This window comes from Pseudomonas sp. MPDS (assembly GCF_013283895.1).
In the GTDB taxonomy this organism is placed as follows: Bacteria; Pseudomonadota; Gammaproteobacteria; order Pseudomonadales; family Pseudomonadaceae; genus Aquipseudomonas; species Aquipseudomonas rhizophila.
In genome coordinates this window covers 3,830,644-3,846,309 of sequence record NZ_CP054128.1, presented here as the reverse complement: position 1 = coordinate 3,846,309, position 15,666 = coordinate 3,830,644, and the positions used below count along the sequence as shown (strand labels likewise).

Annotated in this window: 8 protein-coding genes and 1 pseudogene; 5 read left to right on the top strand and 4 right to left on the bottom strand. The window is 60.9% G+C overall.

Translation table 11 applies throughout. The features are described 5' to 3' along the window. Positions 1 to 70: 70 nt before the first annotated feature. From HQ912_RS16850 to HQ912_RS16835, 4 genes and pseudogenes are all read right to left on the bottom strand, one after another. Entirely contained in the window at positions 71 to 1,102 is a 1,032-nt protein-coding gene (locus HQ912_RS16850; protein WP_107321661.1) for an HlyD family secretion protein, read from the bottom strand. Positions 1,103 to 1,108: 6 nt separating this feature from the next. Next, positions 1,109 to 2,675, bottom strand: a pseudogene (locus HQ912_RS16845) (MFS transporter). Further along, positions 2,672 to 4,237 (bottom strand): efflux transporter outer membrane subunit, encoded by a 1,566-nt coding sequence (locus HQ912_RS16840; protein WP_173407057.1) that lies wholly within the window; start codon positions 4,235 to 4,237, stop codon positions 2,672 to 2,674. Before HQ912_RS16840 ends, HQ912_RS16845 begins: the two are co-directional and overlap by 4 nt. 199 nt (positions 4,238 to 4,436) lie before the next feature. Further along, entirely contained in the window at positions 4,437 to 4,814 is a 378-nt protein-coding gene (locus HQ912_RS16835; protein ID WP_107321664.1) for a response regulator transcription factor, read from the bottom strand. Between the two features lie 493 nt (positions 4,815 to 5,307). On the opposite strand from HQ912_RS16835, the gene HQ912_RS16830 reads away from it, so the two are divergent. The 5 genes from HQ912_RS16830 (at position 5,308) to HQ912_RS16810 (ending at position 15,664) form a co-directional block, all read left to right on the top strand. Next, complete coding sequence (locus HQ912_RS16830; RefSeq protein WP_107321665.1) at positions 5,308 to 10,776, top strand: AAA family ATPase; 5,469 nt, start codon at positions 5,308 to 5,310, stop codon at positions 10,774 to 10,776. Positions 10,777 to 10,954: 178 nt separating this feature from the next. Continuing rightward, a complete protein-coding gene (locus HQ912_RS16825) occupies positions 10,955 to 11,563 on the top strand; it encodes a lecithin retinol acyltransferase family protein (protein ID WP_107321666.1) in 609 nt (202 codons plus the stop codon). A gap of 92 nt (positions 11,564 to 11,655) precedes the next feature. After that, complete coding sequence (locus HQ912_RS16820; RefSeq protein ID WP_173407056.1) at positions 11,656 to 12,306, top strand: response regulator transcription factor; 651 nt, start codon at positions 11,656 to 11,658, stop codon at positions 12,304 to 12,306. A 273-nt stretch (positions 12,307 to 12,579) separates the two neighbouring features. Next, a complete protein-coding gene (locus HQ912_RS16815; protein WP_076385254.1) occupies positions 12,580 to 14,301 on the top strand; it encodes a type I secretion system permease/ATPase in 1,722 nt (573 codons plus the stop codon). Next, positions 14,294 to 15,664 carry an HlyD family type I secretion periplasmic adaptor subunit gene (locus tag HQ912_RS16810; RefSeq protein ID WP_047228924.1) on the top strand — a complete coding sequence of 457 codons (1,371 nt, stop codon included), beginning with the start codon at positions 14,294 to 14,296 and terminating at the stop codon, positions 15,662 to 15,664. Before HQ912_RS16815 ends, HQ912_RS16810 begins: the two co-directional genes overlap by 8 nt. The last annotated feature ends 2 nt before the right edge of the window (positions 15,665 to 15,666 follow it).

The following is a 15,666-nucleotide window of genomic DNA, read 5'->3' as shown; positions in this document are numbered from 1 at the left end:
GGATCAGATCCCTCTGCCGCAAGTCATCCGAGCAAAATTCCGGCCGCTTCGCACCCGGCAGTCCCAGCTATCATTCACCGATACGAATACTCGGTGTGACCGACATGCCTACCCGCAGTTTTGCCGCAGCGCTCTGGTCGGGATCGATGCGGATGCGCACCGGCAAGCGTTGGACAATCTTGGTGAAGTTGCCCGTGGCATTGTGCGGTGCCACGGTCGAGTAGCTGACGCCGCTGGCCGGTCCCAGGCTTTGTACGGTGCCTTGCAGCGCCTCGCCCGGTAACGCATCCACCTCGATTTCCACGGTTTGACCTGTCTTGACGCGGGCCAGTTGTGTCTCGCGAAAGTTCGCGCTGATGTACACGGCCTCCAGCGGAACGATTGCCAGCAAAGGTTTTCCCGCGTTGACGAAAGCCCCGATGCGCACCGATTTTTGCCCGATCGTGCCGCTGATCGGTGCGGTGATTCGGGTATAGGACAGCTTCAGTCTCGCGAGGTCCAGCGCAGCCTGCGCGTGGGCGAGGGTTGCCTTGGCTTTTTCCAGGTCGGCCTTGAGAACGTCTACCTGCTGGCGAGCCGCCTGAAGACCCGCCTGGCTTTTATCCCGACTGGCCAGTTGCACGCTCAATTGCGCTTCGGCCTGTTGCTGCGCTTGCACGGTTCCCGAGCCGTCGGTGGCCAGGTTGCGATAACGGGCATGATTGACCTTGGCCAACTTGAGCGCAGCCTCGTCCGCGGCGACCGCTGCCTGTGCCTGGCGTATGACGGTGTCCTGTTGGATCAGGTGTGCTTGCAAGCTGGCGACTCCGGCACGGGCGCTGGCGAGCTGGGCTTTGGCGGCGTTCACGGCGGCAACGAAATCACGGTCATCGAGGGTTGCCAGCAGGTCGCCTTTGTTGACCGGCTGATTGTCTTCGACCAGCACCGTCTCAACCGTGCCCGATACCTGCGGCGCGACCGTGGTGAAGTCCGCGTGGACGTACGCATCGTCCGTGGACTGGATCGATGCACTGGATTCGGGACGATTGAAATACAGCACGCCGCCGATTGCCCCGACGAGCAACACGGCACTGATGATCTGGGCTTTCTTTGGTAAGGCCATGGTGGGTTACCCGTGTGAGGAGGAAGGTGACGGGGCTACTTGCGTGACAGGCGGGGGGATGCAGGTCAGCCGCAGCACGAGAGGAATCAGCAACAGCGCGAGCAAACCCAGTACGCGATAGGCGTCGGCGATCGACAGCACCAGCGCCTGCTGGCTGATGATGCCCATCAGCTGTGCCGGCTCAGGCGCAACCGCAGAGATGTTGCTGACCAGGGCGGTTTGGTCCAGCAACATTTCCCCATGGAAACGACTGCGCACGGTGATCAGTTGGGTGACCGCCGCCGCGCCGATCAGCGAGCCGAAGGCGCGTAGCGTATTGATGGTGCCGGACACATAAGGTCCTTCGGAGGGCTGTACCACGCTGGTGATCAGGAACAGCATCGACACCACCGCCATCGGTTGCCCAAGGGCTTGCAGTGTTTGCGCCAGGACGAACTGGTCGCGATTCCATTCGCTGGTCAACTGCGCGCCGCACAGACACGCCAGCGCGATCAGCAGCAGCCCCAACGCGAATACCACGCGGGCATCAACCCACTTCTGGTACAGCAGCAGCGCCACCAACGGCCCAAGGATCAGTTGTGGCAGCGCGACGATCAGGCCGATGGACGCCATCTGCAACGGTCGATACTGCTGAAGCGGGGTGAGATAGCTTGCCGGTAACAGTGAACTGGACATCAACACTACCAGCAGGGAAACGAACAGCGTGCAGCCCAGTCCCAGGTTGCGGCGTCCCAGGATTTGCAACTTGATGAACGGTGAAGGGTGATACCACTCGCTCACCAGGTAGATAGCCAACAGGGCCAGGCCAGCCACTAGCGATGAGATGATCAACAGCGAATGAAACCAGTCCAGCCGTACACCTTGATCCAGGGCGATGGCAATCAGGCCGAGCGCCGGTACACCGCAAGCCATGCCGAACCAGTTGGCCTGTGGAAAACGGTGCTGCTGGATGGATTCCTTCGGCAGGCCCCAGGCGATCAGGCATCCCGCGATGAGCGCCAGGGGAATGATTTGCCAATACACCCACCGCCAATCATTCAGACCATCGGTCCAGTGTCCGGTCAACCAGATGGACAGATTGGGCGCGAAGGTCGCGGTCATCGCATACAGCGCCAAACCATATAGGCGGATGGGCGGTGGCAGGAATTTCAGGGCCGCCATCATCAGCAACGGAATCGTCGTGCCGCTGGCAATGCCTTTGCACAAAACGCAAGGCCAGCAGCAGGTCCAGGTTATGGATCAAGGGCAGGATTGCCGCCAGCAGTGCACAGATGCCGAGCATCCACAGTTCCAGGCGTCGTACTGAAAGGGTAATGGCGAACCAGGCTGAAAAGGGCATGGCAATCAACTCCCCGGCACTGTACGCCGTGGTTAACCACGAGCCGTCGTCGAAGCCCAGGCCCATGGCCCCCCTGATGTCAGCCAACGCCAATGCGCCGACCCGGATATTCAACCCAGCCATCATCGCGGCGATGAAAATCCCCAGCAGACCCACCAGCGGACGTTTTGAAGGCGTGGCCTGGGGGGCTATGCTGGCCGTGACGGTTGCTGGCAACAATGTGGCGCTGTTCATGGGGCGGCCCTTGAGCGAGATGAGCGAGGCGAGACACGGACCAGCGGGTCATCCGATGAAGACGCGGGCGACTCATCGATGCTCGCTTGCGGCGTGCTCTGCAGTCTCGCCGCCTCCCAACCACCCCCCAGCGACTTGTAGAGATTGACCACGGTGAGCGTGGCGTCGGTTGCGCTGGCATTGAGGCGGGTCTGACTGGCAAGCAGGTTGAGTTGCGCGGTCAGCACGCTCAGATAGTCGGCTGCACCTTGTTCATAGCCTCGTTCGGCGGCACGTAATGCCTGCCGGTTCTGTTCATAGGAAACCAGCAAATCCTCGTGCTGGCGCTGTTGGGCAGCCCAGGCATCCAGGGCATTGTCCACCTCGTGCCAGGCTCGCAATACGGTATGCCGATAGGTGATCGCCGCCGTTCTTTGCCGTGATTCGTTCAAGGCCAGGCGTTGCGTCAATCGTCCGCCCTGGAAGATCGGCAAGTAGACCGTCGGGCCGATGGAAAAAACACGGGAGTCCCAACTGGAGAGATCACCGCTTTCGAAGGCTTCCACGCCGATTCGACCTTTGAGCCCGATACGCGGGTAAAAGTCAGCCTTGGCGACACCGATGGCTGCGGTAGCGGCATGCAGCTGCGCTTCGGCACGCTGGATGTCGGGGCGTCGGTGAGCCAATTCGGAAGAGACGCCAACCGGAACGTGGGTTGGAAGCGACGGCAAGGGCATGGCTTGACGCAGTTGTACATCCAGTGCGCGGGGCTGCTCTCCCAGCAGCAACGCCAGTGCGTTCATCTGTGCATTGCGTTGTTGGGTCAGTTCGGGAACCGTGGCCTTGATTGTCGCCAATTGCGCGCGAGCGGACGAGGTTTCGAAGCGCGTGGCAACACCATTGCGCTCACGGCTTTCGGCAAGCCCCAGCGTGCGCTCGGCAATCGTCAGGTTTTGCTGGGCGATGTCCAGTTGCGCCTGGGTTCCGCGCAATTGCAAATAAGTTCTGGCCACTTCGGCGGACAAGGCTACCCGTGCGGCTTCGCGATCATGGATGGTGGCTTGCAGGGTCGCCGCAGCGCCCTCGCGCCCGCGTTGCGCTCGGCCCCAAAGGTCGATTTCCCAACTGGCATCGAAGCCTAGTTGCCAGAAATTGCCGGGGCCCACAGGCGCACCCAGCGCGGCGAACTTGCCATGTTCGCTGAGCCTCTCACGGGCGTAGCTGGCGTTGGCATCCACGCTGGGTAGCAGGCGCGAAGAGGCGATGCCCAGTTGCGCTCGGCTTTGTTCAATGCGTTCGCCGGCTATCTGTAAATCAAGATTGCCCGCTTGGGCACGCGATTGCAGTTGGGCGAGTAACGTGTCGTTGAACAGCAACCACCATTGGGAGGGCACTGCCGCGTCGGACATGGGGGCGACATTCGCGTGTTCTGGCCGCGGTGCCAGCTCTACGGCCCTCAGCCCGCTTTCCGGTTTCATGAAGTCGGGGCCTGCCGTACAACCGGCCAGGGACAACACGCCAAGCGTTGCGATTGCGCTCGTGAACTTCAGGATGCGTGGGGGTGACTCTCTGAAAGCCGACATTGCCTGTTCCTGAAAGGTTGCAGCGTTGCCCGGCGAGCGTGCGCCATGGCGTCGATAAATCTTCGGCAGCGACGTGCTCGCTGTGAATTCATGTTATTGACGCGGGCGTGCAGGCGCACTTCTACATGGGTTCAGCAAAGCCATACCTCAGTGGCGGGGAGATATACGAAGGTATGGAGGGGCGAGGGGCTTACTGGGATCAGTGCCGTTGCAGCACAGCAGTTTCGATGCAGCCTAACAATCGGCCGGCTTCACAGGGTTTGGGCAGGCAGGCAACCAGTCCCGGTGTGTCGGCACCCAGGTGCGGGTAAGCGGTAATGAATATGGTGGGGATCTGAAAACCCATCGCGTTCAGTTTTTCGTGCAACTGCACACCGCTCATTCCCGGCATCTGGATATCGGAAATCAGGCAGTGCGTCTCTGCGAGGGTGTTGGCGTCGAGGAACGCCAGGGCGTTGCGATAGGTTTGGACTTGATAGCCGCTGGAGCGCAACAAGCCTTCCAGAGCTGTCCGAACGGATTCGTCATCATCCACGACGGCTATCGTCGCGGTATTGCGTTTTGGGGTGTCGTGCATAGTGGGTCGCTCGTGACAGCGCCTGTCGTCATTACACGATACGCGGTCTCGAAGGGCGTAAAAGTATACCTACGTATAGCGTGTTAAGACTAAAGGCTCGACGTTGGCCTGATTCGTTCACTCACGGTCGGCGGCGCGTAACCCAGGGGATACTTGCACTGTACCCGGGTACAACTGACCTCGGCTGGTTGCCTGCGTAGACTGGCGCCCATCGCCGGGTGCAGATTCGCCACCGCCGGTCTGCGCGCATTGCCGATTAATCCGCTGTCGCTCAATGAAATCACTTGAAGGGCTTTGATGAGGCGCTAATCTAGGCTTTGACAACACGACCCGTTCTGGATCCCGGTACAGCCTCATCAACGGTCCTCCAGCCAAGCCACGGAAGCCGCCCCACGCGACGACATCGGCACTTGCGATATGACACAGGACGACAGCCCAACGGCAGCGTGCGGCCTATAACACAACTGATTGATCCGTGCCGATGGATAACCACATGCAAGTATTATGGGACGATGGCGAGCGAATTTTCTGTCGCGAATCACGACTGGGCGTAGAGGGCGATCGCAACGTCCTGATAGCGCGGCCTGCCGCCGAACAACCGCCTCCCGGCTGTATTGACCGTCTGGCTCATGAGTTTAGTCTCAAGGATGAACTGAACAGTAGCTGGTCGGTGCGGCCTCTGGAAATGGTGCGCGACGGCACCCGAATGCAGTTGGTGCTCGAGGATCCAGGGGGCGAACCGCTTGTGCAGTTGCTCAACGTCCCCATGGACACGGCAATCTTTTTACCCCTCGCCGTGAGCATCGCCTCGGCGCTGGGCAAGCTCCACCAGTGCGGCCTCGTCCATAAGGACATCAAGCCCAGCCATATCCTGGTGAACTGCACCGACGGGCAAGCCCGGCTTACCGGCTTTGGTCTTGCCTCGCGGCTGCCGCGGGAGCGGCAGGCGCCCGAGACCCTGGCCGGTACGCTCGCCTATATGGCACCGGAGCAGACCGGCAGGATGAATCGCTCGATCGATTCGCGCTGTGATCTCTATTCTTTCGGCGTCACGCTGTACCAGATGTTGACCGCCTCGTTGCCGTTCACGGCAGCCGATCCGATGGAGTGGGTACACTGCCATATCGCCAAAAAGCCCTTGTCACCCCGCGAACGGGTCGCCTCTGTTCCCCAAATGCTTTCTCGGATCGTCATGAAGCTGCTCGCCAAGACCGCCGAGGAACGTTACCAGACGGCCGCCAGTGTCGAGCATGATCTGCGACGGTGCCTGGCAGACTGGCAGCAGTTGTGCCAGATCAATGTCTTCGTCCTGGGCGAGCAGGGGGCATCCGAGCGGCTGCTGATTCCGGAAAAGCTCTACGGGCGTGAGCGTGAGGTCGCTACCCTGGTTGCGGCGTTCTCCCGGGTCGTTGAAAGCAGTGCACCGGAGTTGGTGCTGGTCACGGGTTACTCCGGTATTGGCAAGTCCTCGGTGGTCAATGAGCTGCACAAGGTGCTGGTGCCGCCACGAGGGCTTTTTGCCAGTGGCAAGTTCGATCAGTATCGGCGTGACGTTCCCTATTCAACGCTGGTGCAGGCTTTTCAGAGCCTGGTGCGCACGCTGTTGGGCAAGAACGACACGGAACTGGCGAGCTGGCGTGACGCTTTGCTGCAAGCGCTGGCTGCCAATGCGCGGCTGATGACCGATCTCATTCCCGAGCTCAAGCTGATCATCGGTGAGCCACCGCCGGTGCCGCCGCTTGATCCTCAACAGGAGCAACGCCGTTTTCTTCTGGTGTTCCGGCATTTTATTGGTGTATTTGCCCGCCAGGAGCATCCGCTGGCGCTGTTTCTCGACGATCTGCAATGGCTCGACGCTGCCACGCTCGACCTGCTGGCGGATCTGTTGACCAGTTCGGACGTGCGGCATTTGATGCTGGTAGGGGCATACCGCAGCAACGAGGTGGACGCCTCGCATCCGTTGACTGCCAAACTCGAGGCCATTCGCCGCGCAGGTGGCAAGATCGGTGAGATCTCGCTGGCGCCGCTGGGCAAAGTGCATGTCGAGCAACTGATCGGCGATGCGCTTCATGACGAACCTGAACGCATCGAGCCCTTGGCGCAGTTGGTTCTGGATAAAACCGCCGGCAACCCGTTCTTTGTGATCCAGTTTCTGCAAGCATTGGCCGATGAGCAACTGCTGACTTTCGATCATGAAACTCGGCAGTGGTGGTGGGACCCCGATCGTATTCATGCCAAGGGCTACACGGACAACATTGTGGACTTGATGGTTGGCAAACTGGTTCGCTTGCCGAGCGAAACGCAAGATGCGTTGCAGCAGCTTGCCTGCCTGGGCAGCGTCGCCGGGTTCAAGGCGCTGTCCACCGCGCTGGGCGTGCCCAAGGCTCAGGTCCGCGCGCTTTTTTGGGAGGCGACTCGCCAGGAACTGGTCGAGCGGCGCGACGGTGGTTATGGGTTTGTTCACGATCGTATTCACGAGGCCGCTTACACACTGATCCCCGCCGACTTGCGCGCCGCTGCTCACTTGCGTATCGGTCGGCTGCTGGTGGCGCAAACGTCCGCTCAGGAGCGCGAGGAAGCGATTTTCGAGATCGTCGGCCAGCTTAATCGCGGCGCTGCGTTGCTCACTGACCAGGACGAGCGAGAGCAACTGGCGGCGTTCAACCTGATGGCCGGTCAACGGGCCAAGGCGTCGACAGCCTTTGCTTCAGCGCTCAACTACCTCACCGCCGGGGCGCAGATGCTGGGCGACGATGCCTGGGGGGCTCACCATGAGTTGATCTTCGCCCTGGAACTCAACAGGGCCGAGTGCGAGTTTCTCTCCGGGCAACTGAGTGTCGCGGACGAGCGCCTGAGTGCGCTGGCCAAGCGTGCTGTGACGGTGATCGAACGCGCCAGCGTCGCTTGTCTGCTAATGGACGTCTACCTGCTTCTGGATCGCAGTGACGGTGCGGTCGCTGTCTGTCTCGACTACCTGCGACATGTGGGGATCGTATGGTCGGCCCATCCGAGCGACGATGACGTGCGCCACGAGTATGATCGAATCGGGACTTTGCTGGGAGAACGGACCATTGAGGAGCTTATCGATTTGCCTCTGATGGAAGACGCGACCGCCCTGGCGACCCTCGACGCGCTGGGCAAGCTCTTCGCGCCAGCCTTGCAGAGCGAAGCGAACCTGGCGGACCTGTTGATCTGCAAGGCGGTCAACCTGAGTCTTGAGCATGGCAACTGCGATGCGTCCTGTGTGCTCTATGCCAATTTGTTCAGGGTCGCTGGTAGACGTTTCGGGGATTACCAAGTGGGTTTGCGGTTTGGTCAGCTGGGCTGCGAACTCGTCGAAAAGCGCGGTCTGACGCGATTCGAGGCCAGCACGTACTTGTGCTTTTCCTGCTTTGCCGTGCGCTGGATGAAGCCTGTGGAGCAGTGCCGAGACCTGTTGCGCCGCTCGTTTGTGGCGGCGAACCGGATCGGTGATCTGCCCTATGGCGCCTACGCGGGCAACAACCTCACCGCTGATCTGCTCTTCGCCGGTGAGCCGCTGGCCGGTGTACAGGACGAGGCCGAACGCGGCCTGGCCTATGCCAGGAAGGTGCGCTTCGGGCTGGTGACCGATTTCATCCTCACGCAATTGGCGTTGATCCGGATGCTGCGAGGGTTGACCCGCGGCTTCGGCCGCCTGGATGGCGGCCCGTCAAACGAAATCGACACCGAAGCCCACTTGTCCAGCAACCCGGATCTGGTATTGGCTGAGTGTCTGTACTGGGTCCGAAAACTGCAGGCCCGCTATCTGGCCGACGATCCTGTATCGGCCCTTGAGGCGGCCACCAAAGCGCAGCGTTTGCTCTGGGTTTGCCAGGCGTTCTTTGAGGAAGCCGAATATCATTTCTATGGCGCCCTGGCGCGGGCCGCCTGCTGTGACAGCGCCCCAATGGATGAGCAGAGGCAGTATCTGGTCGCGATGGCCGCCGATCACCGCCAGCTCCAGACCTGGGCGCAGCAGTGCCCGGAGAACTTCGCGAGTCGCGCCGCGCTGGTCGGCGCCGAAATTGCCCGGGTCGAAGGGCGCGTGATCGACGCCGAGCTACTCTACGAGCAAGCCATCGACGCCGCGCAGCAGAGCGGTTTCGTGCATATCGAGGCGCTGGCCAATGAACTGGCGTCGCGCTTCTACGCGGCGCGCGGCTTTGCCAAGGTCGCTCGCGTCTATCTGCAGGACGCCCGTTACGGTTACCTGCGCTGGGGGGCCGAGGGCAAGGTGCGACATCTGGAGAGCAAGTACCCGTCGTTGAGCACTGAAGAACCTGCGCTTGGGCCGACGACGATGACGACTCTCGTCGACCACCTTGATCTGGCCACGGTTCTCAAGGTCTCCCAAGCCGTGTCGGGAGAAATCGTCCTGGAGAAGCTGATCGACAGGATCATGTTCACGGCGATTGAACAGGCTGGTGCCGAGCGTGGGCTGTTGATTCTCCCGGACGGCGGTGAGTACCGGGTAGCGGCGCAGGTCACCACCGGCGGCGACACCACACAATTGCACGACGTTGCGGTGAGCGCGACGCTGTTGCCAGAGTCGATCCTTTATCACGTCCTGCGCACCCAAGAGACCGTTTTTCTTGATGATGCGCTGGTTGCCGGGACGTTTGCCGAAGATCCTTACATCCGTCAGCAACAAGCTCGTTCTATTCTCTGTCTGCCCTTGATGAATCAGGCTAAGCTCGTCGGCGCGCTCTACCTGGAAAACAACCTTGCCGCCCGCGTGTTCAGCCCGACCCGGATCGCCGTGTTGAAACTGGTGGCTTCCCGGGCGGCAATCTCGTTGGAAAATGCCCGGCTTTACCGCGAGGTCGCCGAACGCGAAGCGAAGATCCGGCGCCTAGTGGACGCCAACATCATCGGGATTCTGTTCTGGAATGCCGAGGGCGACATCATTGAGGCCAATGATGCGTTCCTGCGCATGGTGGGCTATGCGCGAGAGGACCTCACCTCGGGCCGTCTGCGCTGGAGAGACCTGACCGTACCGGAGTTTCTCGAACTCAGCGAGCGCTCGTTGGCCCAGGCGCTGCTGACCGGGCAAGCCAGTCCCTATGAGAAGGAATATTTCAGGAAGGATGGCAGCCGCGTGCCGGTCATCGTCGGGCTGGTGACGTTCGAAGCCAGCAGCAGGGAAGGGGTCGCCTTCGTGCTGGACCTGACCGAGCGCAAGCTGGCGGAGGAAAAAATCCGTGAGAGCGAGCGTCGCTATCGCGAGGTGCAAACCGAACTGGCCCACGCGAACCGCGTCGCGACTATGGGGCAGTTGGTTGCCTCGATCGCCCACGAAGTCAATCAGCCGATCGCTGCGGCCATTCTCAACGCTGATGCCGCGCTGCGCTGGTTGAACGCCCAACCACCGGAGATCGAGGAGGTCCGGCAGGTCCTTGGTCGCCTGATCGTCGATGCCAATCGAGCGGCAGATGTGCTTGGCCGCATTCGCGGGCATATCCGCAAGGCGCCGCCGCAGAAGGGGTTGGTGGATATTAACGCTGCGATCAGCGAGATGATCGAATTTACCCGCAGTCAGATCATCAAGAGCGGTGCTTCAATACAGACGCAATTGATGGACGGTATGCCTTTCATCGAAGGCGACCGTGTCGAGCTGCAGCAGGTGTTGCTCAACCTGATCATGAATGCGTTGGAGGCGATGAGTGCTGTCGGCGAAGGTGAACGGCAGTTGCTGATCCGCGCGGCGCCGGGCGATGGTGGAAACGTGGTCGTGAGTGTGAGCGATTCAGGGCCAGGTTTCGCCTCGCAGAGTACCGATCTGGTTTTCACTTCGTTCTATACCACCAAGCCCACCGGTCTGGGGTTGGGATTGTCAATCTGTCGTTCGATCATCGAGGCCCACGGCGGTTGCCTGCGGGCGCACGCAAACCAGCCTCGGGGCGCCACTGTGCAATTCACGCTGCCCATCGCTCAGCAATGAAGGCCATACCCAGCTTTGTCAGCGCCAACATTGGGCTGACAACGGCCTGCCTAACAGGTTATTCATACTTAGGTTTAAAGACCGTATATAAAGAGGTCACTTAAACCAATCGCATGTACAAATGAAGCGCCGCCAGCCCCGCGATAGAGTACCGGTCAAGGGTTGCGGAGTATTCAACATGAATCATTTAACGCTCAACACCGTTGATAAGTTGTCCTCGCTACGCTCGTTAGTACTGATTGGCATGGCACTGTTAACGACGAGCGTTTTCTACCGCTTGAGTGTGCCGCTGCCGGAACGTCATCTGTGTTCCGCAGCCCGTTACGGCAGCAATCTGCCTGGGCGCATGGTGGATGTCCCGTTGAAGCTGGTCGATATCGAGAGGTCCGCAGACAGCATACCCGTCGGTGCGCATTTGATCAGTCCGCGCCGATTCTATATCCACCATGGAATTTATCTGGGCGGCGGAGAGGTGGCTCATTACTCGGGTTTCAGCAGCTCGTTTAGATCGGGTCCTATCGAAGTGACTGATCTGGAACACTTCGCTCTGGGCAAGCCGGTCTGGCGGTTTCAAGAGCAATGCAACTATTCCAGCCGTGAGATCGTTGATCGGGCGCGTTCAAGACTCGGTGAAAACCGCTATCGGGTGTTCTCCAATAACTGCGAACACTTTTGCAGTTGGTGCATCAGTGGAGAAAGTTACAGCGCCCAAGTCAGTGCTTACTTGCGTCGACCCCGAGATGTATTGGCGTTGATTGATGCATTGGAACCACACTTTATTGCATAGTTTATTGCTCTCCGAGCGCACCCGCCGGGGCGAACTCTGCAAGCAAAAACGCTGTGCTACACTTTTTTCGTCCCCTCCCAAGAGGATCGTGCATGAATGGCAATCCCTCGTCAGATGAGCCGGGCAGCCAGGGTTCTGTTGTGTTTGTGGTGGATGACGATGCCTCCATGCGTGAGGCGTTAAGTAATCTTTTGCGCTCCGTCGGCATCCGTGTCGAGACGTTCGCCTCCACGACGGAGTTTCTGCGCCAACCCAGGACAGCGGGCCCCAGTTGCCTGGTGCTGGATGTCCGGCTCCAAGGCAGCAGTGGCCTGGATTTCCAGAGCCAGTTGGCCGCCTCCAACGCCAGTATCCCCATCATTTTCATTACCGGTCACGGTGACATCGAAATGTCGGTCAAGGCCATGAAGGCCGGCGCCGTGGATTTCCTGGCAAAACCCTTTCGCGAACAGGATCTGCTGGACGCTGTAACTGCCGCGCTTGAGGCCGACGTTCGGCGGCGCGAGATCGAACAGCAGTTTGCGGACCTGCACAGTCGCTATGCAACGTTGACCACCCGCGAAAAAGAGGTGATGGCCCTGGCCGCCAAGGGCCTGATGAACAAGCAGATTGCCGGGCAGATGAACCTCAGCGAAATCACCGTGAAAATCCACCGCGCCCATGCCATGAAAAAAATGCAAGCCAAGTCTTTCGCCGACCTCGTTCGGATGGCCGAGTCTTTGGGTACCGCGCAAGGTCGTTGACCTGCGCCAGCGCATCCCCCCCTTCGGTGCCGGTTCAAGATCGCACGCCGTCTGTCTTGAATGCCCCATCCTGTCCGTATTGAGGTGAAAACACCGGCCCCACGCTGGCACTAACCCGTGGTTACGTTGTCAGTACTTGGCGTCTGTAGCGGCGAGGATCGACCCAGATAGCTGCACGTCAGCGACATGACGCACTTTTTTTTGACGCCTTCGGGCAAATAACTCGCGATGGATTGCGCCGGGACCGACTATTCCTTTGCGGGTTGATTCTCTATGCGCTTTCTACTCGATCCGCGTCATGACATTGATGCTGCCTTATTAAGTTACCGCCGGGTGTTCTGGTCGCTGGCGCTGTTCAGCGGCGTGATCAATCTGTTGGTGCTGGTGCCATCGCTGTACATGATGCAGGTGTACGACCGGGTCCTGACCAGCCGCAACGAAACCACCCTGTTCATGCTGACCTTGATCGCCCTGGCCCTGTTTCTGTTCAGTGCCCTGATCGAGTGGGTTCGCGGCGAGGTGATGATTCGCATGAGTGCGGGGCTGGACGACGCCCTGGGCGAGCGTATTTTCGACGCCGCTTTCGCCCGCAGCCTGCGCGAGCACAACGCCAACCCGGCCCAGGTGCTCACTGATTTGGCGACGTTGCGCCAGTTGATCACCGGCCAGGGTCTGATCGCGTTGCTGGACGCGCCGTGGTTGCCGATCTTCCTGCTGGTGGCGTTTATTTTTCACCCTTGGTTCGGGGTGCTGACCCTGGTGCTCGCCCTGGTGCTGATCGGCCTGGCGTTGTGGGGTGAGCTGGCGACTCGCGCCCGGTTGGGTGAAGCCAATCGCCTGGGGGTGCAGTCGTCTGTCTATGTCAACAGCACGCTCCACAATGCCGAGGTCATTCAGGCGCTGGGCATGCTCGGGCCGTTGCGCCAGCGCTGGAGCCTGCTGCAACAACGCATCATTGCCGCGCAGGCCCACGCCAGTGACCGTGGTGCCCGTATCACTTCTGCAACCCGTTTCGTGCGCATATCGGGACAGTCGCTGGCCCTGGGCCTGGGGGCGTTGCTGGTGCTCGAGGGGCAGATGTCGGCAGGCATGATGATCGCCATGTCGCTGCTGCTGGGCCGCGCCCTGGCACCGGTGGAAATTGCCATCGGCTCCTGGAAACAATTCAACGCCGGACGCCAGAGCTATCAGCGTCTGAGCCAGCTGCTTACCCAGCACCCCCGCGAGCGCCTGCGCATGCCCTTGCCGCCGCCCACCGGCGCGGTGCGCCTGGAGCAACTGTATGTCGGCCCGCCCGGCGCCTCGCAACCGATTGTGCGCGGGATCAATTTCAGCCTGGCCAAGGGCGAAGTGCTTGCCGTAGTCGGTCCCAGCGCCAGTGGCAAGTCGACGCTGGCCAGGGCGCTGGTCGGGGTATGGCCGGCCATCGGCGGTTCGGTGCGCCTGGATGACGCCGAGATCAGCCAGTGGTCCCATGATGCCCTGGGCCCGTACCTGGGTTACTTGCCCCAGGACATCGAGCTGTTCGATGGCAGCGTTGCCGACAACATCGCCCGCTTCGGCGAGCAGGATGCCGACAAAATCATTGCCGCCGCTCGTCACGCCGGCATTCACGAGATGATCCTCAGATTCCCCAAAGGTTATGACACGCCACTGGGCCCCGGTGGGCTGGGTTTGTCTGGCGGGCAGAAGCAACGCCTGGGCCTGGCCCGGGCACTTTACGGGCGCCCGTCGCTGATTGTGCTCGACGAGCCCAACTCCAACCTCGACGAAGCAGGTGAGCTGGCGCTGGTACAAGCGATCAATGCGCTCAAGGCCGCCGGCAGTACCGTGGTGCTGATCACCCATCGACCCAATGTGCTGGCGGTGGTCGATCACATCCTGGTACTCAAGGACGGCGCCCAACAAGCCTTCGGCCCACGGGACCGGGTGCTCAAGGCATTGATGCCGGGGCCCAGGCCCGCTGCGGTGAGGGAGGCGGGCGAAGATGCGTGATCTGACCCCGGCTGCATCGGCGCACAGCGAGCAGCAGCTGAGCGTGCTCGACGCCAATACCCTGCCCAGCGCCAGTACCGATGCCAGCGGTGCTGCGCGGTATGGTGTGGGCTTCCTGGTCCTGACGCTGGGCGGCTTTTTGCTCTGGGCCTTCCTGGCACCCCTCGACCAGGGTGTCGTGGGCAGTGGCACCGTGGTGGTGGCGGGCGAGCGCAAGGCGGTGCAGTCGTTGGTCGGCGGGGTAGTGGACCAGCTGCTGGTCAGCGATGGCGATCGAGTCAGCCAGGGGCAGTTGCTGGTGCAGCTCAATACCGTGCAAGCGCAGTCGCAACTGGACGTGACCCTGGGCAAGTTGCTCAACGATCGCAGCATTGAAGCGCGGTTGATTGCCGAGCGTCTGGGCAGCGCCGAGATCCAATGGCCGGCTGAATTGCTGGCGCGCGCCGACGAGCCGCGGGTCAAGGCCGCCATGGCCTTGCAAAACCAGTTGTTTCTGACCCGCCGCGCGGAGCTGGGCAGCCGTTTGCAGATCATCGAACATGAGGTCGCGGCGCTGCAGCAGCAATTGCAGGGCTATGAAGGCGTCAAGCGTAACTACGACGCGCAGATGCGCTTTCAGCAACAGGAGCTCGAAGGCCTGCGCGAGCTGGCCCGTGAGGGTTATGTTCCGCGCAACAAACTCTTCGAGGCCGAGCGCAACGCCGCCCAACTGGCCGGCCAGATTGCCTCCGGCGTGGGCGATGTCGGGCGGACCCGCCAGGCCATCAACGAAAGCAGGCTCAAGGCGTTGCAAGTGCAGCAGGAGTTTCGTCGCGATGCTGAAACCCAGCTCAGCGAGGTCTCCGCCGAGGCGGCCGGTTATGCCGATCAGATGCGTGCCTTGCAATTTGAAGTCGACAACGGCGCTATCCGTGCGCCAGTGGCCGGGCAGGTCATGGACGTGAGCCTGCATACCGTTGGCGGCGTGGCCCAGGCCGGACAAACCCTGATGCAGGTGGTACCGCTGGATGCGCCAATGGCGATTACCGCGCGTTTCGAGCCGTTGATGGCCAACAAGTTGCGCCCGGGGTTGCCGGTGCATGTGCATTTCACCGCGCTGCAACGGGTGGATACGCCGACGGTAACCGGCACCGTAAGTACGGTGTCGGCCGACCAGTTGATCGATGAGCAGACGCACTTGCCGTACTTCTCCGCCAAGGTCGAGATTCCCGCCGACACGGTCGCCTCGTTGCAGGCCGCCGGGTTGTGGGTGCGTCCGGGCATGCTGGCCGATGTGACGGTGGTCACGGGGGAGCGCACCTTCATGAATTACCTGATGAAACCGTTGCGCGAACGCTTGCTGGCAGCCTTCAAAGAGGAATGAGC

Coding starts and splice junctions, on each gene's coding strand:
- HQ912_RS16825 (WP_107321666.1), top strand. CDS start 10,955: ATGAATCATTTAACGCTCAACACCGTTGATAAGTTGTCCTCGCTACGC.
- HQ912_RS16815 (WP_076385254.1), top strand. CDS start 12,580: ATGCGCTTTCTACTCGATCCGCGTCATGACATTGATGCTGCCTTATTA.
- HQ912_RS16840 (WP_173407057.1), bottom strand. CDS start 4,237: ATGTCGGCTTTCAGAGAGTCACCCCCACGCATCCTGAAGTTCACGAGC.
- HQ912_RS16850 (WP_107321661.1), bottom strand. CDS start 1,102: ATGGCCTTACCAAAGAAAGCCCAGATCATCAGTGCCGTGTTGCTCGTC.
- HQ912_RS16835 (WP_107321664.1), bottom strand. CDS start 4,814: ATGCACGACACCCCAAAACGCAATACCGCGACGATAGCCGTCGTGGAT.
- HQ912_RS16820 (WP_173407056.1), top strand. CDS start 11,656: ATGAATGGCAATCCCTCGTCAGATGAGCCGGGCAGCCAGGGTTCTGTT.
- HQ912_RS16810 (WP_047228924.1), top strand. CDS start 14,294: ATGCGTGATCTGACCCCGGCTGCATCGGCGCACAGCGAGCAGCAGCTG.
- HQ912_RS16830 (WP_107321665.1), top strand. CDS start 5,308: ATGCAAGTATTATGGGACGATGGCGAGCGAATTTTCTGTCGCGAATCA.